This is a genomic window from Geomonas diazotrophica (assembly GCF_019063885.1).
Taxonomy (GTDB): Bacteria; Desulfobacterota; Desulfuromonadia; order Geobacterales; family Geobacteraceae; genus Geomonas; species Geomonas diazotrophica.
This window is the reverse complement of record NZ_CP077684.1, coordinates 55213-75247: the sequence shown is the minus strand read 5'-3', so window position 1 is coordinate 75247 and position 20035 is coordinate 55213. Positions and strand designations below refer to the sequence as shown.

General features: G+C 64.0%; 14 protein-coding genes. 12 read left to right on the top strand and 2 right to left on the bottom strand.

All coding sequences use genetic code 11. The features are described 5' to 3' along the window. Positions 1-181 precede the first annotated feature (181 nt). Complete coding sequence (locus tag KP003_RS00270; protein WP_239027583.1) at positions 182-3202, top strand: MASE3 domain-containing protein; 3021 nt, start codon at positions 182-184, stop codon at positions 3200-3202. Between the two features lie 80 nt (positions 3203-3282). Here KP003_RS00270 and KP003_RS00265 read toward each other — a convergent pair whose 3' ends face one another. After that, entirely contained in the window at positions 3283-3765 is a 483-nt protein-coding gene (locus tag KP003_RS00265) for an NUDIX hydrolase (protein ID WP_216790111.1), read from the bottom strand. Between the two features lie 293 nt (positions 3766-4058). Beyond that, positions 4059-5369, bottom strand: a complete 1311-nt coding sequence (gene gabT / locus KP003_RS00260; RefSeq protein ID WP_216790110.1) for a 4-aminobutyrate--2-oxoglutarate transaminase — start codon at positions 5367-5369, stop codon at positions 4059-4061. Between the two features lie 476 nt (positions 5370-5845). On the opposite strand from gabT, the gene KP003_RS00255 reads away from it, so the two are divergent. The 11 genes from KP003_RS00255 to KP003_RS00205 all read left to right on the top strand — a co-directional run bounded on the left by KP003_RS00255 (position 5846) and on the right by KP003_RS00205 (position 19999). Continuing rightward, positions 5846-7624, top strand: a complete 1779-nt coding sequence (locus KP003_RS00255) for a sigma 54-interacting transcriptional regulator (RefSeq protein ID WP_216790108.1) — start codon at positions 5846-5848, stop codon at positions 7622-7624. A gap of 364 nt (positions 7625-7988) precedes the next feature. Then, on the top strand, positions 7989-9230 hold the full coding sequence (locus KP003_RS00250; RefSeq protein ID WP_216496871.1) for an amino acid ABC transporter substrate-binding protein: 1242 nt from the start codon (positions 7989-7991) through the stop codon (positions 9228-9230). A 172-nt stretch (positions 9231-9402) separates the two neighbouring features. Continuing rightward, positions 9403-10290: a branched-chain amino acid ABC transporter permease gene (locus tag KP003_RS00245; protein WP_236026660.1), complete on the top strand. Its 888-nt coding sequence runs from the start codon at positions 9403-9405 to the stop codon at positions 10288-10290. 1 nt (position 10291) lies between these two features. Next, on the top strand, positions 10292-11293 hold the full coding sequence (locus KP003_RS00240) for a branched-chain amino acid ABC transporter permease (RefSeq protein ID WP_216790106.1): 1002 nt from the start codon (positions 10292-10294) through the stop codon (positions 11291-11293). Between the two features lie 3 nt (positions 11294-11296). After that, complete coding sequence (locus KP003_RS00235) at positions 11297-12022, top strand: ABC transporter ATP-binding protein (protein ID WP_216496873.1); 726 nt, start codon at positions 11297-11299, stop codon at positions 12020-12022. Continuing rightward, entirely contained in the window at positions 12019-12729 is a 711-nt protein-coding gene (locus KP003_RS00230) for an ABC transporter ATP-binding protein (RefSeq protein ID WP_183344896.1), read from the top strand. Before KP003_RS00235 ends, KP003_RS00230 begins: the two co-directional genes overlap by 4 nt. A gap of 120 nt (positions 12730-12849) precedes the next feature. Next, on the top strand, positions 12850-13074 hold the full coding sequence (locus tag KP003_RS00225; protein ID WP_216790105.1) for a MoaD/ThiS family protein: 225 nt from the start codon (positions 12850-12852) through the stop codon (positions 13072-13074). Positions 13075-13343: 269 nt separating this feature from the next. Beyond that, positions 13344-15185, top strand: coding sequence for an aldehyde ferredoxin oxidoreductase C-terminal domain-containing protein (locus KP003_RS00220; protein ID WP_216790103.1), 1842 nt, complete (start codon positions 13344-13346; stop codon positions 15183-15185). 1 nt (position 15186) lies between these two features. Further along, positions 15187-18255, top strand: a complete 3069-nt coding sequence (locus KP003_RS00215; RefSeq protein ID WP_216790101.1) for an NAD-glutamate dehydrogenase domain-containing protein — start codon at positions 15187-15189, stop codon at positions 18253-18255. Continuing rightward, positions 18255-19052, top strand: coding sequence for a universal stress protein (locus tag KP003_RS00210; RefSeq protein ID WP_216496877.1), 798 nt, complete (start codon positions 18255-18257; stop codon positions 19050-19052). Before KP003_RS00215 ends, KP003_RS00210 begins: the two co-directional genes overlap by 1 nt. Beyond that, positions 19052-19999: a D-2-hydroxyacid dehydrogenase gene (locus tag KP003_RS00205; RefSeq protein ID WP_216496878.1), complete on the top strand. Its 948-nt coding sequence runs from the start codon at positions 19052-19054 to the stop codon at positions 19997-19999. Before KP003_RS00210 ends, KP003_RS00205 begins: the two co-directional genes overlap by 1 nt. Positions 20000-20035: the final 36 nt, after the last annotated feature.

Here is a 20035-nt window from a genome sequence, read left to right as displayed (position 1 = left end):
ATCCGTCGCCCACCTTTTGCCGCACCGACACGGCGGTGTGAACCGTGCCTTCTTTTAAGGTAAAAAGAATCCGAAGATTCGATATATCCCAAAAAAGCTTTGACTGCCTTCCGCACAGAATGATAAATTCCCAACGAATAAAGTGTTACTAAATTGGCTGGGACGTGGTAGAGGGGGATCGGTGAGCGAGGCAACCGCCTTAAGCGAGACACAACGAACGGAGGCGAGGCTCATCTCCTTCGTCCTCTTCGCGCTCGCGATACTTATCCTCTATGCCTGCAGCCGCTATTCTTACCTGCTCTTCCATACCATGGTGGAGGTCTTCTGCGTCCTCGTCACCCTGGGCGTCTTCCTCCTGGCCTGGAACGCGCGGAAGTTCCTTGATAACCACTACTTCCTTTTCCTGGCGATGTCCTTCGCAGTCGCAGGCGTTTTGGAACTGCTGCACACTTTCGCCTACAAGGGGATCGGCATTTTCGTCGGGTACGACGCCAACCTCCCCACCCAGCTCTGGATCTCCTTCCGCTACGTAGTCAGCCTCTCTTTCCTTGCGGCACCGCTCTTCATCACCAGAAAGCTCAACGTCGCCGCTGCCGTGGCGGCATTCGGCAGCACGGCTGCACTGCTTATCCTGGCCATCTTTTCTGGCCACTTCCCCGACTGCTACGTCGAGGGACGGGGACTCACCCCCTTCAAGATCTACAGCGAATACCTCGCGATAATCATCCTCCTGGCCTCCGCGGCCTTGCTATGGGTGAACAGGGAGCGTTTCGACCGCCGCGTACTGAACAAACTCGTCGCCTCCGTGCTAAGCGCCGCTTGCGCCGGCATCGCCTTCACCCAGTACCTGAGCGTCTACGGCCAGGCAAACCTGGTGGGTCACCTCTTTCTCTTCCTCTCCTCGTTCCTGATCTACCGCGCCATCGTCTCGACGGGCCTGAAAGAGCCGGCCGCGCTCCTGTTTCGCGACTTGGAACAAAGCGAGCGGGCGCTCAAGCTGAGCGAGGCGCGGCTGCAGCTTGCCTTGGAGCAGCGCACGCGGGAACTGATCGAGAAGGAGGCTTTGAACGCTGAGCTGCAGCGGGAAACCGCCGTGCGCAGAGAGGTCGAGGCGGAGCTCAGGGGACGCGAGGAGCAGTTCCGCCGCGCCATAGAGGAAGCTCCCATTCCCGTCGTCATGCTCACCCAGGACGGCGAGGTGCTGCAGGCGAGCCGGAGTTGGCTGGAGGTGACCGGCTACGCCCCGGGGGCGATCCCCTCCTTCGACGGCTGGCTGCAGGCGCAGGTCGCTCGGCGGGCCGCCGAAACAGTGCGGGTCCAGATGCGGGAACTGTTTCACCTTGAACGTAACAGCTTCACAGCCGACTTCCCGGTTACCGGCAGCAACGGCCGCCCCCGGCATTGGATCTTCAACACGTCCTTCCTGGGGCGACTGCAGGACGGCCGCTCTTTCGCGGTGGGCATGGCGGTCGACATCACGGAGCGCGAGGAGGGAGAGGCCGCGCTCAAGCGAAGCAACGAACGGCTCGATCTTCTGGCCGATACCGCCAACAGTCTGCTGCAGAGCAAGGCTCCCCGGCAACTCGCCGACACCCTTTGCCGCCAGGTGATGGATTTTCTCGGCTGCGACGTTTTCTTCAACTATCTGGTCGATGAAGAAGAGGGGGTGCTGAAACTGAACGCCTGCGCAGGGATCGGCGGGGAACAGGCCGCAGCCATCGAGCGGCTGAACCTCGGGGTGGCGATCTGCGGCTGCGCCGCGCGCGACGCCTGCAGGATCGTCGCCGAGAACATCCCCGCATCGCAGGACGTTCGTGCCGACCTGGTCAGGTCCCTCGGAATAAAGGCCTACGCCTGCCATCCGCTGCTGTCCCAAGGGCGGGTGCTGGGTACCCTCTCCTTCGGCACGCGGAGCCGGACCAGTTTCAGCGAGGACGACCTCTCTTTGATGAAGGCGGTAGCCGACCAGGTGGCCATTGCCATGGAGCGCAACCGTATGGAGGAGACGCTGCGCCAGGCCAAGCAGATCGCCGAGACCGCGAGCAGCACCAAGAGCAGGTTCGTCGCCAACATGAGTCACGAGCTGCGCACCCCGATGACCGGCGTGCTCGGGATGCTCGACCTGGCCCTGCTGACTCCGGACGCCTGCGAGAGAGCCGACTACATCCAGACAGCCCAAAGGTCTGCCCGCTCCCTGCTTCGGATACTGAACGACATCCTGGACCTGGCCAAGGTCGAGGCCGGCAAGTTCTCCCTGGACAACCGCCCCTTCTCCCTGCGGGCCTGCATCGGCCAGGCCGTCGACATCGTGATGCCCGAGGTGAAGCGCAAGGGATTGGATCTTGCCCTGGAGGTGGAGGACGGACTCCCCGACCACGTGCAGGGTGACCAGGTGAGACTGCGCCAGGTGCTCACCAACCTGGTGGGAAACGCGGTGAAGTTCACCGAGCACGGCGGCGTCGCCATAGCCGTGCATGCAGGGGCAGGGAATCCCGACGGGCGGATGGAGTACCGCTTCGCGGTACGCGATACCGGCATCGGCATCCCGAAAGACAAGCAGCACCTGCTCTTCAATTCCTTCAGCCAACTGGACGACTCCAACACCCGCAGCCACGGGGGCACCGGGCTCGGACTCGCCATCAGCAAGGAGATCGTGGAGCGGATGGGGGGGAGCATCGTCGTGGAAGGCGAACCAGGTGCAGGAAGCTGCTTCTCGTTCTCGGTCCGACTGGGCACCATGGAAGGGGAGACGGAGCCGGCGTCCACCACGCCGCGCCCCCCCTCCCAACCGGCAGCGGCAGCGACGGGAAGCGGCAGGCGCCTGCTGGTCGCCGAGGACGACCCCACCATCCGACAGGTATTGGGGACCATGCTGGGTAGGCTGGGCTACCGGGTTGAATTCGCGGAAGATGGCGAGCAGGCGGTGGATAAGTGGCAGGAATCCTGTTTCGACATGATCATCATGGACGTCCAGATGCCGCGGCTCGACGGGTTCGAGGCTACGCGGTCGATCCGCGAGCAGGAGCTGCGCCAGGGCGGACGGCTGCCGATCCTCGCCATGACCGCGCACGCCATGAAACAGGACGAGGAGCGCTGCATCGCCGCCGGCATGGATGACTACATTTCCAAACCCATCGATTTCAGGGAGTGCCTGGACAAGATCGCCGGCCTGCTCGGATCGTCCGGACCCGCTTGTCCATAAAGAAAGGGGGAGCAAACGGCTCCCCCTTCTCGCATTCGCATCCCGCGACCAGGCTGTCGGCTACCCGCGCACCCCGAAGCTCATTGCAGCGCTTCGGGCCAGGCGAGGAGGTCGCGCTCCAGGTGCAGCTGGTAGGGTTTTAACGAGTAGGAGCGGTAGCTCACGCTGCCGTCATGGCGAAGGAGCAGGGCGAGACGCTCGCGCATCACCGGGCTGGCCACCATCTCCAACGCCTGTTTTTCGTCGACCCAGGCGGCTGCCTCACTATCGTCGGTGGGGTTGAGCTCGCCGCGGAGATAGCGCCCCAGGAAGGCGAAGATGAGGGCGGAGCCGGGAGAGACCATGGACCAGACCGCGGCCAGCGGACCGATCTCGACCTCGACCCCGGCCTCTTCGGCTACCTCCCTGCGCACCGCGTCGACCAGGTTCTCGCTCTCCTCCACCCGCCCCTGCGGGATCTCCCATCCCCGCTTGCGGTGCCGGATCAACAGGACCTGGTTCTCGTCGTTGCGTACCAGGCATCCCACCACAACGGTGTGGCGCGGATCGTTTTTTTCGGTCATCGTTGTTCTCCTCGAAAATTTCCCATCACGGCGCACTCCACTATGCCATCGGCTGTGGGTGGCTGGCAAGAGTTCCGCCGCCAATGCTGAGAGGCGCCCTCACCCCGACCCTCTCCCTGAGGGAGAGGGAGATTTTAGGGACCGCCATGGGAATGCCCGTACCTGCGCGTCCCCCGTAGCCTCGGTGAAGGGGAAAAAACGACAACGGCAGTGCTGTGCATCTCTTCCTCCCCAACCCCGAAGATGCCAGACACTGCCGTTGCCGTATCGTTCTTGCTGCTATGCCTTGAGTCTTAGATCTCGGCGTTCACCTCTGCGAGGGACTCCTCGAGGATCGCCATGCCGCGGTCGAGCTGCTCGTCGGTGATGACCAGCGGCATCAGCAGACGGACCACGTTGCCGAGGGCGCCGCAGGAGAGGATGATGAGCCCCTTGTCGTAGCAGAGCTTCACCAGCTTCTTGGCCAGGTCGCCGGCGGGCGCCTTGGTGTTCCGGTCACGGACCAGCTCCAGGGCGAGCATCGGCCCCTTGCCGCGTACTTCGCCGATGATCTCGTACTTCTGCTGCATCTCGTCGAAGCGCTGCTGGAGTTTCTCGCCGAGCTTCACGGACTGGTCCAGCAGCCCGTCGTTGAGGAAGATGTCGAGGACCGCGAGGGCCGCGGCACAGGAGAGCGGGTTGCCGCCGTAGGTGCCGCCCAGGCCGCCCGGGTGCGGCTGGCTCATGATCTCGGCGCGGCCGGTGATCGCGGAAAGCGGCATGCCGCCGGCAAGGCTCTTGGCGGTGGTGATGAGGTCCGGCTCGATGCCCCAGTGGTCGATGGCGAACAGCTTGCCGGTACGTCCCATGCCACTCTGGATCTCGTCGATGATCAGGAGGATGCCGTGCTTCTTGCAGATCCCCTGCACGATCTCGAAGTACTCCTTCGGCGGGGTGACGAAGCCCCCCTCCCCCTGGATCGGCTCGATGATGATGGCCGCGGTCTGCTCGGCCGCCACGTAGCCGGTGAAGAACTCGTCGAGCTTGTGGGCGCAGGCGCAACCGCAGCTCGGGTAGCTCCCGCCGTAGGGGCAGCGGTAGCAGTAGGCGGAGGGAATGCGGTAGCTTTCCGGCGCGAAGGGACCGAAGCCGTACTTGTAGGGCTTCACCTTGCTGGTGAGGGTCATGGTCATCAGGGTGCGGCCGTGGAAGCCGTTCTCGAGAGAGATGACGCCCGGGCGCTTGGTGACGTAGCGGGCGATCTTGATGGCGTTTTCGACCGCCTCGGCGCCGGAGTTGGCCAGCATGGTCTGCTTCGGGGAGTTACCCGGCGCCAGTTCGTTCAGGCGCTGGGCCAACTCGATGTATCCCTGGTAGGGAGCGACATGGAAGCAGGTGTGGATGAACTTCTCGGCCTGCTCCTGAATGGCCTTGACCACCTTCGGGTGGCTGTGCCCCACGTTGTTCACGCCGATACCGCCGGCGAAATCGATCAGGTCACGTCCATCGACGTCGGTCATGATGGCCCCCTGGGCCTTGGCGATGAAGGCGGGGCTCAAAAGTGCGACCCCTCCGGGGACATGCTTGTTGCGTAACTCCATCAGTTGCTCGTTACCAGCGGTCATGGGTGAAGCTCCTTTGCCTAGTAGTTGGTGACTACCGGGGGTTCCAGTGGATCCCGGTACAGGTGTCGGATCGAAACGACCGGACCTTTGTTGGGTCCGCCCGGTCATCCCCTACTACAAGGACCGTACCAAGGAGAAAGCGACACGGATGTGTCCGCCCATATGAGTGTTGACGTAAAGGTCAATCGAGGTTGAGCAGAGCCCTGCCACACACGGGAAACGCCCCTCACTCTAACAGCTTATGCGTATACAGACAGAGAAGTCGCATCCGCACTATAAGTAAGGCCAAAAATGTCATACGAGAAAAGAAAGGACTTTCATCGCCCAGGGTGGTAACAAGAGCTATGACTGTTTCGGGGTCGTTCTATTATTTACACTTGAATATTTGATTCATTTCTGCATAATGCGCCACAAAGGGGTTGTGGTATACGCCATTCCGGGCACCCCCCGAGGCCTGCAGAAGGAGATCCCCTGCCGTGAATACCTCACTGAACCCAGCGGAACTGATAGGTTTTTCCAGCAGCGGCGAGCTGCGCTCGGACGACTTCTACCAGGCGATGGTGAACGCCGTCGACGTCGGCATCCTCGCGGTGAACACCTCGGGGATGATCATCCTGGCCAACCGGGCGGTCCGCGAGAGCTTCGGCGCCTTCCAGGGGGTGCACCTAAACGACGTGCTCCCCGACCTCTGGCCCAAGGTGGCGCAGAGGCTTTTGGGGCACACGCGCAACACTGAGATCTCGGTGCGCGGCATCGAGTCCAACTTCCTGGTGCGGGTGAGCCCGATGCTTTTGGACCAGGAGCAGGTGGGGGCCGTCTGCGTCTTCGTCGAGAGCACGGAGCTCGAGGAGATGGCCAAACAGATGGAGTTTTTCCAGGGACTTACCCGCGAGCTCGACACCATCATCGACTCCTCGTCGGACGGCCTCTGGATCTGCGACGCCGACGCCAACGTGGTCCGCATCAACCCCGCCTCGGAGAGGATCAACAACGTCCAGGCCAAGGACGTGGTCGGGCGCAACATGCGCGACCTGATCAACGCCCGCGTTTTCGACCGTTCCGCCACCCTGGAGGTGATCAGGACCCGCGCCCGGGTGAACCTCCTGCAGCAGCGCGAAGGGCGCAAGCTGATCACCACCGCGACCCCGGTCTTCGACTCGGCCGACCGGATCACGAGGGTCGTGGTAAGCGAGCGGGATATCACGGAAATCGACAACCTGCAGCGCGAACTTGAGGACCAGGAGGCCATCAAGGACCAGTTCCGCAACCAGATGCTCGAGATGCAGCAGGAACAGCAGCTGGAGAACCAGCAGATCATCGCCAGGAGCCCCGCCATGCTGAAGGCGTTGCGCCAGGCGCTCAAGGTCGCCAAGGTGGAGTCGACCGTGCTGATCCTCGGCCCCTCCGGGGTGGGCAAGGGGCTCTTCGCCGACCTGATCCACAAGAACTCGGAGCGCGCCAACAAGCCGCTCATCAAGATCAACTGCGGCGCCATCCCGGAATCCCTCATAGAATCAGAGCTTTTCGGCTACGACAAGGGGGCCTTCACCGGCGCCCAATCCGGCGGCAAACCGGGCTATTTCGAGCTCGCCGACGGCGGCATCCTGTTCCTGGACGAGATAGCCGAACTGCCGCTCCCCTCCCAGGTGAAGCTTTTGCGCTTCATGGAGGACGGCACCATCATGCGCCTTGGGAGCACCCGCCCCCGCGAGGTGAAGGTGCGCATCCTCGCCGCAACCCACCGCAACCTCGAGCAGATGGTCGAGGAAGGGAAGTTCCGCCTCGACCTCTACTACCGCCTCAAGGTGATACCGATCCACGTCCCCTCCCTCAAGGAGCGCAAGGAATGCCTGCTCCCCCTCATCCTGCACTACATCGAGTGGTACGCGAAGAAGCACAAGACCGGCAAACGCCTCTCCCGCGCGGCCTGCGACACCCTGCTCGGCTATCCCTTCCCCGGCAACGTCCGGGAACTGATGAACCTGTGCGAGCGGCTGGTGGTCATGACCGAGACCGAGGTGATCAGCCTGCAGGACCTCCCGGCCGACGTGGCCAAGGGGGACACCAGCGAGGCTGCCGCCCCGGCGCAGTGGCCGGAGAGCATGACGCTGCCGCAAGTCATTGAAAGTACTGAGCGAGCGCTCCTGGCCCACGCACTGAAGTCCCACGGCTGCCAGGCGGACCTGGCCGAGGCGCTCGGCGTGAGCCAGCCGACCATAGCGCGAAAATTAAAACGCTACGGGCTCGCCTGCTGAGAGCGCGACCTCGTATACGCCCCTTATTCAGATGTGAATAATTTTCCTGTCGACCGGAGGTGCCGCAGCGGGGCGGTACCCCCCTCCTCCTCCCCCTGCATCGACCCGTTCACCGTTCTTTGTCAGTAAGCATGCGGAGTTTCGCCAAACCCCGTTTTGCAAATTCCTCCTGTGCCGCCCAAGAGGGCCGTTTGGCATGCTTTCTGCTGTATACGGGCTACCAGCGCCGTGAGGTGCCGGCAGGGGCTCCCTCGACCGGCGGCAGCCGATGTCGTCCGCCGCACCGGCCGCGAGCCCTGGATGGAATGCGATGCAGGTTGTTTCAAAACTTTTTTTGGCACATCAAACAACAGGAGGTAGCACAATGAAGTTTGGATTCGTCAGGGTACTGCTGCTCATCGCAGCCCTCTTCGTGGCCATCCCGGTCCACGCGGAGCAGAGGAACTTCTTCAAGATCGGTGTCATCACCGAGCTGTCGGGGGACCTCGTCACCGGCGGCAACATCACCAAGCGCGGTTACGACCTCTGGGCGCAGGAAGTGAACGCCAAGGGCGGCATCGAGATCCAGGGCAAGAAGTACCCGGTCAAGCTTGTGTACGCCGATGCCCAGTCCAACCCGGCTGCCGGCGCGGCAGCGGCCGAGAGGTTGATCACCCAGGAGAAGGTCGACTTCATCCTCGGCCCCTACTCCTCCGGCGTGACCCTCGCCGTGGCCCCGGTCGTCGACAAGTACAAGATCCCGATGATCACCGGTTCCGCGGAGAGCCCGCTCATCTGGAAGAACAAGTTCAAGTACACCTTCGGCACCATCCCGCCGATCAACTTCACCGGCGCGACCTCCATCAAGACCCTCACCGAACTGAAGCCGGCCCCGAAGACCATCGCCATCATCGGCTCCAACGATGCCTTCTCCAAGGCGACCGCGGAGTCCTACAAGGCAGCCGCCGAGAAAGCCAAGCTGAAAATCGTGAAGTTCAGCATCGTCCCCTCCGGTCAGGACATGACCCCGCTGCTCTCCGCAGTGCGTAGCATGAAGCCGGACGTCATCGCCTTCGGCGGCCACGACGAGGAGCACGTGAAGTTCGTCAAGGCACTCAAGCAGATCGGCTACACCCCGAAAGCCCTCCTCATGCACTGCGGCATCACCGACAAGGCGTTCATCGACGCGGTGGGCAAGGACGGCGACCAGATCTTCGGCACCACCTGCTGGACCGGCACCGCCAAGACCAAGAGCAAGGTGCTCTGGCCTAACGCTGCCGCCTACGCCGCCGCTTCCCAGAAGGCCTTCAACAACCCGGGCGACTACACCCAGGGCGGCTGCTCCGCCGCCGGCATCGCCTTCCAGACCGCCCTGCAGAAGATCGGCGCCAAGCCGGGCATGGACGAGGCTACGCGCACCAAGCTGATCCAGGCACTCGAGCAGATCGACGTGCAGACCTTCTACGGCCGCGTGAAGTTCGCCACCTCCGGTGAGTTCTACCACGCCAACGTCGGCCTCGACCCGCTCACCATCCAGATCCAGGGGGGCCACGTGAAAACCGTCGGTCCTAAGGCTTCCGTCGAAGCCGCCGCCATCTACCCGATGAAAGAGTGGAAATCCCGTTAACACCTGAAGTCCCCCCCTGCCGGCCGGTAATGCCGCCGGCAGGGGATCACCTCCCTTTTGGGAAAACCGAAACGGCCATAGCGGCCGGCGGCGAAGCTGACGCCGTTATGGACGACGGACAAACAACGTAGCTGCCAATTCGCTGGAAACGCAACGCTGGAGGACTTGCTTTATGATGGAACTGCTGCCACAAGCCTTGACCGACGGGATACTGCTGGGTGGGATCTACATCACCATCGCCATCGCATTCTCGCTCACCTATGGGGTCATGCACGTCATCGACTTCGCCGTCGGGGAATGGATCATGTTCGGGGCCTTCACCGGCTACTACCTGAACAAATGGACCGGCCTCGATCCCTTCCTTTTCCTGCCGGTCATCTTCGTCCTCTACTTCGGGGTCGGCTACCTGATCCAGCCGGTGATCCACCGGGTGCTCTCCGGGACCAAGGGCAACCCCTTCCTGATGGGCCTGGTCTTCACCTTCGGCTTGGCCATCATGTTCCGCGGGCTCGCCCTCACCGCCTTCGGCTTCTACTCGAACTCGATCCCCTCCGCCTTCTCGGAAGGGTCGTTCGACCTGGAGCCGCTGGGGCTCACCGTGACCATCCCGACCGTGCGTCTCGTGGGACTCGCCTACGCGCTGGCGATCACCCTGATCCTGCACTACCTTCTGAAAAAGACCAATTTCGGCCTCGGCGTCCGTGCGCTGGCACAGCACAAGGATGCCGCCGGTCTCATGGGTGTGAACAGCAAGCGCACCGGCTCCTACGTTTACGGCATCTACGTCGGCATCTCGGCCATGACCGGGGTGCTCCTGGGCTGCATCCTCTCCATCGGCGCCCAGATGGGGAACGAGTACACCATCTTCGCCTTCTTCGTGGTGGTGCTCGCCGGCATGGGGTACCTGGCCGGCGTCCCCTGGGCGGCGCTCCTTCTGGGGCTCGTGCAGTCGATCTTCATGATCTACTTCAACCCGAGCCACACCCTGCTCGCCGTCTTCGCCATCCTCTACATCATCCTGCTGATTTCCCCGCGCGGGCTGTTCGGCAAGGGGGTCTGACATGAAAAACCGTGGCGCAACCATACTGGCCATCATCGGCGCGGCCCTTTTGATCCTGCCTCTCGTGGTGCACGACACCTTCGTACTGCGTGTCCTCACCGAGGGAGTGATGTGGATCGGGCTCGCCATCGCCTTCGACGTCATCGCCGGCTACACCGGCTACCTGAACTTCGGTCACGGTGCCTTCTTCGGCATCGGCGCCTACACCATCGGCATCCTGATGATGCAGGCAAACCTCCCATTCTGGGCGGCGCTGCCTGCCGGCGGGGTCGCTGCCGCCGTCGTGGCGCTCATCGCGGGTATCCCGACCTTGAGGCTCAAGGGTGCCTACTTCGCCATCGCCACCTGGGCGCTCTCCCGCGCCATCCAGCAGCTCGCCCTGAACGTCGAGTTCACCGGCGGCCCGGACGGCATGCGTCTCGAGGCGTTCCTGAACCCGCAGTTCTTCTACTACCTGATGCTGATCACCGTGGGAGCGACCTTCGCCATCCTCTGGTACCTCCTGGAGCGCGCCCCCTTCGGGCTGAAGCTGAAGGCGATCCGCGAGGACGAGGAAGGGGCCAAGGCGCTCGGCCTCAACCCGACCAAGCTGAAGATGCAGTCCTTCATCCTCTCCGCACTCCCCACCGGCATCCTGGGTGGCATCTACGCCTACTGGATCACCTTCATCGACCCCTCCTCCACCCTGGGGGACCTGGTCAGCGACCAGGCGGTGGTCATGGTGGTCTTCGGCGGCATGGGGACCCTGTTCGGACCGGCACTGGGGGCCATCCTGATCTTCGCCTTCAAGACGATCTTCTGGGCCTACCTGTCCGACTTCCAGCTCCTCTACCTCATCATCCTGGGCGCGCTGATCGCCATCAGCGTCATCTTCATACCCAACGGCCTCTGGGGCACCATGTTCAAGCGCAAGGCTGACGCCACCAGGCCGCAGCACCAGCCGGAACCGGCATCGGAACCCGCGGCGCTTTCCGCCGTGGCAGCACCGGAAGAAGGGAACTAAATCATGGCTGAACCTATCCTCAAGGTAAATTCGGTAACCAAGTGCTTCGGCGGTCTCACCGCGGTGGACGACGTGAGCTTCAGCGTGGAAAAAGGCGAGATCGTGGGGCTCATCGGCCCCAACGGCGCCGGCAAGACCACCCTCTTCAACGTCATCTCCGGCTACTACGCCCCCACCAAGGGGAGCGTGGTCTTCCAGGGGAACGACATCTCCGGCAAGCCCCCCTACCACCTGGCCGGCGTGGGCATCGGCCGCACCTTCCAGGTGGTGAAGCCCTTCGCGGGACTCACCGTCCTCGAGAACGTGACCATCGCCTCCTTTTTGAAGCACCCCAAAAAGGCCGACGCCGAGCGTCACGCCTGGCAGGTGCTGGAGGCCACCGGGCTCGCCGACCGCGCCAACGTCTCCGCCGCCGGGCTCACCCTGGCGGGGAGAAAGCGCCTGGAGATCAGCAAGGCGCTCGCCCTGGAGCCGTCGTTCCTGCTCCTGGACGAGGTCGTCGCCGGCCTCAACCCGACCGAGGCGGACCGCACCGTCGAGCTGATCATGAAGCTCAAGGCGCAGGGGCTCACCATCCTCATCGTCGAGCACATCATGCGCGTCATCATGAACATCTCGGACCGCCTGGTGGTGCTCAATTTCGGCAAGAAGATCGCCGAAGGGACCCCGGCCGAGGTGTCCAGCGATCCGCACGTCGTTCAAGCGTATTTTGGAGAGGAAGCGGCATGAATCTACTCGACGTCAACGGTATCTCAGTCAACTACGGGGACATCCAGGCCCTCTGGAACATCTCCTTCTCGGTGGCCAAGGGGCAGCTGGTCGCGCTCATCGGCGCCAACGGCGCCGGCAAGACCACGACCCTCAAGTCGCTGTGCGGCCTGATCCCGACCGCGAGCGGCACCATCCACTACGACGGCAAGCTGGTCACCGGCATGCCGGTGCACAAGGTGGTCGACCTCGGCATCACCCTGGTCCCCGAGGGACGCCAGCTCTTCCCGAAGATGACCGTGGAGGAGAACCTCCTGGTCGGCGCCTACCTGAAAAGGGCGCATGGCAAGCGCGCCCAGACCCTGAAGCGGATCTACGAGATCTTCCCGCGCCTGGAGGAGCGGCGCACCCAGACTGCCGAAACCCTTTCCGGCGGCGAGCAACAAATGGTTGCGATCGGGCGCGCGCTGATGCAAGATCCCCAGGTGATCATGTTCGACGAGCCGAGCCTCGGCCTGGCACCGATCATGGTGCAGGAGGTCTTCAAGGTGATCCAGGAGCTGCACAAGCAGGGGCTCACCATTTTCCTCGTCGAGCAGAACGTGCACCAGACCCTCAAGGTCGCCGACTACTGTTACGTCATGGAAAACGGGCGCATCGTGGGCCAGGGGACCGGCAAGGACCTCGAAGCCGACGAGTCCATCCGCGAAGCCTATCTCGGCTTCTAAGTAACCACCGGTACCAAAGCTCCTTTCAGACTCCCCTCCGTCCCCCCGGGCGCCGGCTTCCCGCCCGCCCGGGTACGGCCGGAGGGATCCTTTTTCCGTTGTCATGACGGGAGGTTTCACATGCAGATCAAGGTAAAACTCTACGCATCCCTGCGCAGGCAGAAGTTCGACGAGGCGGACTGGGAGTGCGCCGACGACGAAAAGATCGCCTCCATCGTGGAGCAGTTGGGGCTTGCCCGGCAGGATGTGGGCACCGTCCTTGTAAACGGACTGCACGCAGGGTGGGACGAGACGGTACAGGAAGGGGACGTCGTTTCCCTGCTGCCGCGCATGGGCGGAGGGTAGCCCGCGTGCGAGCGGCGTTGCTGAGTTACGTAGAGCCGCACGTGCCCGGGTTCCCCCCTTTGCGAAGGGGGGGGCGGGGGGGGGTACCTCTCCGAAAGCAAAAGCAAATCCCCTAAATCCCCTTTGCCAAAGGGGGACTTTTACCAGTTGCAGCCAGTCGCTAGTCGGAAAACCAGTTGACCTTGGATCGCCACCATAAGACCACCGGGACAGGCAGCTGACGGAGCCGGGCCCGGCAGTCCATCTCAATATTTTTGCGGAGTAACGATATGAGCGAAAAAACCATCAGCAACAACCCGGCGAGCGTCGTCTACCAGCGCTGCACCGTCGACCTTGCCAGCGGAACAACCACCTTCGCCCAGGTCCCCTGCAAAAACCTCGAGGACGTGCTGGGCGGCTTCGGCAGGAGCTTCCAGATCCTGGCCGAACGCGACATCGCCGAGGCCTACTCCCCGGAGAACCCGGTGATCCTCAACACCGGCCTTCTGACCGGAACCAGCATCATGACCGGCATGCGCAGCTACTTCTCCGGCTACAGCCCGTTGAAGCAGTCCGGCACCGGGCGCCCCGGCGCCATGTGGTCCACCGGCAGCGGTAACTTCGGCAACAAGTTCAAGTGGACCGGGCTGGACGAGGTGATCTTCGAGAACCGCTCCGACAAGCCGGTCTACGCCCTGTTGAAGGAAGGGGAGAACGGTCCCGAGGTCGAGCTGAAGCCCGCCGACCACCTGGTCGGGCTCACCGGCCACGGCAAGATCATGGCCCTGTACCAGGAGTACCCGGACGCCCACTTCGCCGCCATCGGCCCCGCCGGCGAGAACTGGGAGAACAACTACATGGGTGCCGTGGTGATGAGCACCGACAACGAGCTTAAGTCCGGCGAGCCCAAGAGCCGCTTCGCCGGCCGCGGCGGCATGGGGAGCCTCATGGGGTACAAGAACCTCCTGGCCGTCGTGGCGCAGAGCTCCGACAAGCTGCAAAAGATCACCCCCGAGATCCGCGACGTGAACCGCGACATCCTGAAGAGCGGCGGCAGCGCCCGCTTCCAGCCGGCAAGCCAGGGTGGCGGCGGCGGGACCTGGGCCAACATCGAGGTGCTCCAGGTCTTCCACGCGGTACCGCTCAACAACTTCCGTCCCAAGGGGAACGACGACGTGGAGAGGCTCTTCCGCGACGAGGTGGAGAAGGAATTCGACATCGCCACCGAGGCCTGCCACCGCTGCGGCATCCGCTGCCACAACAACCTCTTCTACAAGAACGAGGACGGCAGCCGCGGCAAGCTGGCCGCGAAGTTCGACTTCGAGCCGCTCATCCTGTTCGGCTCCAACCTGGGCGTGCACGAACCTGCGAAGGTCTGCGACCTGATCCACCGCTGCGACCTTCTGGGCATGGACGCCATTTCCCTCGGGACCACCATCTCCTACGTCTTGGACTACAACGAGCGCCACCCGGGAAAGCCGCTCTTCAACGGCGCCACCTTCGGCGACTACGAGAAAATCACCGAGCTGATCGAAGGGGCCGGCCGCGGCACCCTCCCCGGCGTCGCCCGCGGCGTGAAGCGCCTCTCCCAGGAGACCGGCGAGACCTCCTACGCCATGCACGTCAAGGGGCTGGAGCTCCCGGCCTACCTCCCGGACACCAACCCCGGCTACATGTTCGCCATCGCCGGCGGCCACATGTCCATGGGGACCCACATGATGCTTGCCAAGGAAGGGAAGCACTCCCTCGAAGAGTGGACCCAGGCCATCACCACCGGCGGCCTCTTGCAGGTCGGCTACGACATGATCGGCCTGTGCAAGTTCGTCGGGGTCGGCATCGGGCACGACATCATCGTCAGGGCGCTCAAGGAGGCCGCGGGGCTGGAGATCGCCTCCGGGGAGATCGTCGCCGCCGTGCGCCGGGCCTACCTGCGGGGGCTCGCCCTGGAGCTGCGCCAGGGGTTCCACGAGGAGAAGGAGTACACCCTCCCCTCGCAGGTCATGGACGACCCGAACCCGAAGGTGACGCTGCCCAAATTCATCACCAACGAGTTCCTGGGCGAGCTGCGCCAGCGCGTCTGGAGCGTGTTCAAACCGGAAATGGAAGGACTGCTGCCGGTCAAGGGGGAGTGACATGTGCGCCGCCGAAACGGATGTGCTCGCCTCAGTTGACCGCCTGATCGGCGCCAACGAGGGGTGCACCAGGGATAACCTCGCCTGGCTCCAGGCCCAGATGGATTCCTACTTCTTCATCACCATGCAGGAGGAGGCCGAGGCGGTGCACGCGCTGGCGGTGGGGCTGAGAACCTTGGCCCACAACCAGAAGCTCACCGTGGCGGACCGGTCCAGGACGCTGATCCTCGCCCGCCTGAACCAGCCCGGCTCCCTGTACGACACCCTGCGCACGCTGCAGGAGCGCGACATCTCCTACGCCGAGTTCACCCACTCAAGCGGCCTGGTGCCGGGGCTATCCCAGGGGCTCGAGGTGCAGCGCTTCGACTTCGACCGCAAGGAACACGGCGAGATCGCCAACGCGCCGACGCCGGAGATCCCCCCCGCCATCAGGGAGGGGATCGCCCAGGCCCTGCAAAGCCGCTATCCGCTGTTCGACATGAACCAGCTCGATCCGCTCCTGCGGCTTTTGTGGCTCAACAACGAACAGTACGTGCGCATCTCCCCCCCGAACCGGGTGGCCCAGATCCTCTGGGTCTTCCAGGAGGGGAACCGCCAGGGGGGGATCTTCCTCGACGTCGAGCAGACCGAGGACCAGGGGCCCGACGCCGAGACCCGCGTCCTCTTCGCGGTGGGGAACCCGCCCCAGAACGACTTCCTGCTGCAGACCATGGAGGTCTTCAACCGGCTCGACTTCGGGGTGAAGCGCGCCTACTGCCTGACCATCTCCAACGGCGTGCACCCCTACTTCCTGGGGACCTTCTACGTCAGAAAGCGGGGCGACGCGGCGCTGCTGTCCAAGGGGAGCGAGCTCTTCGACCGGCTGCAGATGGAGCTCTACAACACGCAGATCCTCTCCACCGCCTCCACCACCTACCGCAAGTTCGTCACCACCCAGGTGATGACCGGGGAGGAGGCGTCGCTCGTCAACGCCTTCATCGCCTTTTGCCACACGAACCTCGCCCATCACCACCCCGACCCCTTCAGCCGCGAAGAGGTGATGCTCGCGTTCCATTCCCACCCGGACATCGCCCTGCAGCTCGCCAAGCTGTTCCGGACCCGGTTCCAGCCGGGGCTTGCCCTGCGCGAGGAGTTCTACAGAAAGACCCTGGAGGAGACGGTCCGTTTCGTCGAGTCGTACAACACGGGGCACCGCTACATCGACGATCTGCGCCGCTCCATCTTCCGCTGCGCCATCACCTTCATCCGCAACACCCTGAAGACCAACTTCTACGTCAGGGAGAAGCACGCGCTCGCCTTCCGGCTCGACCCGGCCTACCTCTCGGAGCTTGCCCCCGAGTTCACCGCCGACCTCCCCCCGGAGATTCCGTTCCGGATCACCTTCTTCTTCGGACGCTACGGCTGCGGCTACCACATCGGCTTCTCCGACATCGCCCGGGGCGGCTGGCGCACCATCATCACCAAGAACCGGGACGACTACGTCACCTCGGCGAGCACGCTGTTCCGCGAAGTCTACGTGCTGGCCCACACCCAGCACCTGAAGAACAAGGACATCTACGAGGGTGGCTCCAAGATGGTGGTGGTGCTTGACGCCGCGCGCCTTGAGGCCCACGACCTCTCCACGCAGCGCCTGTACAAGCTGCAGTTCGGCTTCATCAACGCCTTTTTGGACATCTTCGTCACCGACGGCGGACAGGCTCGCGACCCGCGCGTGGTGGATTACTACGGCGAGGACGAACCGATCGAGATCGGCCCCGACGAGAACATGCACGACGTGATGATCGAGATGATCGCGCGCCAGTCCTTGAAACGCGGCTACCTGCTCGGCATCGGCCTCATCTCCAGCAAGCGGGTGGGGATCAACCACAAGGAGTACGGCGTCACCTCCACCGGTGTGATGCAGTTCGCCGAGACCACCATGGGCGAGCTCGGGATCGACATCCGGCGCGACCGCTTCAGCGTGAAACTCACCGGCGGCCCCAGCGGCGACGTGGCCGGCAACGCCCTGCGCATCATGCTGGAGCGCTCCCCGCAGGCCTGCATCAAGCTGATCCTGGACGGCAGCGGCGCCATCTTCGACCCTGAAGGAATGGACCACGCCGAGCTCTCGCGCATAGTCCTCAAGGAGGACCTGGACGCCTTCGACCCGGCGCGCCTGCACCCGGGCGGCTTCATCCTGTACCGCAACCAGCGCCGCACCGACGGCCTGCGCGAACTCTTCAAACGGGCCGTGAGCACCGGCCTGGGGGCCGAGGAACAGTGGGTCACCACCGACCAGTTCCACCGCGAGTTCGGCAACCTCCTCTTCTCCGTCCCCACCGACCTCTTCATCCCGGCGGGGGGGCGCCCGGAGACCATCGACGGCGAGAACTGGGCCCGCTTCTTCCGCGAGGACGGCACACCCACCACCCGCGCCATCGTCGAGGGTGCCAACTCCTTCATCACCCCGGAGGCGCGTACCCAGATGCAGCGCCGCGGCATCGTCATCATGCGCGACGCCTCGGCCAACAAGTGCGGCGTCATCTCCTCGTCCTACGAGATCATCGCCAACCTGATGCTCTCCGAGGCCGAGTTCCTGCAGCACAAGGAACGTTACGTAGCCGACGTGCTGCAGATCCTGGAGCAGCGGGCCCGCGACGAGGCGCAGCTCATCTTCCGGCGCCACCGCGAGGCGGGGAGCAGCTTCACCTACACCGAGATCTCCGAAGCCATCAGCCACGAGATAAACGGCCATTACGCCCGGCTCTTCTCCTTCTTCCAGAGGAACCCGGAACTGTGCGACGAGCCGGTCTTCCAGCAGGCCATCCTGGCGCATCTCCCCGCCATGCTGCGCGAACCCGAGTACCGGACCCGGCTGGGGCGTCTTCCCGCCAAGTGCCGCTACGCCATCCTTGCCGCCGAGATCGCCTCTTCACTGGTCTACCGCGGCGACCAGGAGGCGGACTTCAAGGAGATGATCAAGGGGCATCTGCTGCGCAATTTCGCCACCTTGGAAAAGGCTTTACCGACCACATCCGCAGTACCAGCAACCGAGCACGTCACGCTCGCTTATCAAGGAGGCGCTACCTGATGGAGCTGAAACAGATTCTTGTCTTCATGGATGACCCGCAGCATTCCGCCGACCGGCTCGACCTCGCCCTCAACCTCGCCAAGCGGCACCGGGCGGGGGTCATCGGGCTCAAGGTGCAGCCGCACCACCTGATCCCGCTGCGCCGGGGACAGGACCAGGACGCCGCCGAGGAGTTGGCACTGCTCTTCAAGGAGAAGACGGCTGCCGCCGACGTGAAGGGCGAGTGGGTGAGCGTGGACGCCAAGGCGGTGGGGGGGGTGGTCGAGGCGATCAACCACTACGCCACCTTCGCCGACCTCGTGGTCGTGGGTCAGAGCGAGCACGGCTCCTCCGAGCGCCGCGCCACGGACTTCCTCCCCGAGAAGGTGGTCTTCGGTTCCGGCAAACCGGTGCTGATCGTCCCCTACACCGGCAAGTACAGCAGCGCCGGCGACAAGGTCCTGGTGGCCTGGAAGACCGGGCGGGAATCCTCCCGCGCGCTCACCGACGCCGTACCTTTCCTGAAGGCTGCAGCTTCCACCCACATCTTCGAGGTGAACCCGAGCCAGGGGGAGGAGGCCGACCTTGAGAGCCTGCGCCGCTACCTCGCCGCGCACGGCGTCACGGCCGAAGTCGAGACCAGCCTCGTCACCGAGCTGCACGTGGGCGACGTCTTGTTGAACCGCGTCTCCGACGAGGGGAGCGACCTCCTGGTGATGGGGGCCTACGCCGACCTCCATTTCGGCAACTACGTGCTGGGGGACGTCGCGAAGCACGTGCTGCGCCACATGACCATTCCGGTCCTCATGTCCCACTGATGGAGAGGATCGTCTTTCTGGACCGCGGCGGCATCTCGGTGCCGCTGCGCCCCCCATGCTTCCCGCACCACTGGCAGGAATACCCGGACACCCGTCCCGAGGACGTGGTGGGGCGTCTTGCCGACGCCACCATCGCGATCACGGACCAGGTCGCCATCAGCGCGGAACACCTGGCCGAGCTGCCGCAACTGCGCCTGATCGCGGTCGCCGCCACCGGGGTTGACCACGTCGACCTGGACGCCTGCCGCCACCAGGGGGTCACGGTGGTGAACGTGCGCAACTGGTCGGTGAGCGTGCCGGAGCACGTCTTCTCCCTGATCCTCGCCCTGCGGCGCAACCTGCTCGCCTACCACGAAGCGATCAGGGAGGGCGCCTGGCAGCGCTCGGAAGGATACCTGGTGCAGGTGGAGCCGATGCCCCGCTCCCTCTCCGGGGCGACCCTCGGCATCATCGGGGTCGGCGCGCTGGGAAGCGCGGTGGCCGCCTTGGGGAAGGCGTTCGGCATGGAGGTGCTCTTCGCCGAGCGAAAGGGGGCGGCCGAGTTGCGCCCCGACCGGACCCCCTTCGAGGAGGTCCTGGCGAAATGCGACGTCCTGGTGCTGCTCTGCCCCCTTACCGAGGAGAGTCGCGGCATGATCGGGGCGGCGGAGCTTGAACTGATGCCGCGCCATGCGATCCTGGTCAACTGCGGCCGTGGGGGACTGCTGGACGAAGCGGCGCTGGCGCAGGCACTGGAAGAAGGCGCCATCGCGGGGGCAGGCCTCGACGTGCTGACCCAGGAACCGCCCCGGGACGGATCGCCCCTGCTGGATCTGAAACGACCCAACCTGATCGTCACGCCGCACGTCGCCTGGATCAGCGATCGCTCCCTCGCCACCTTGGCCGAGCAGGTGATCGGGAACGTGGAAGGATTCGTTCTCGGGCACCCGCGCAACCTGGTGGTCTGACAAAAAAAAGCCGGGCATCCCAGTTGGAGGGAGCCC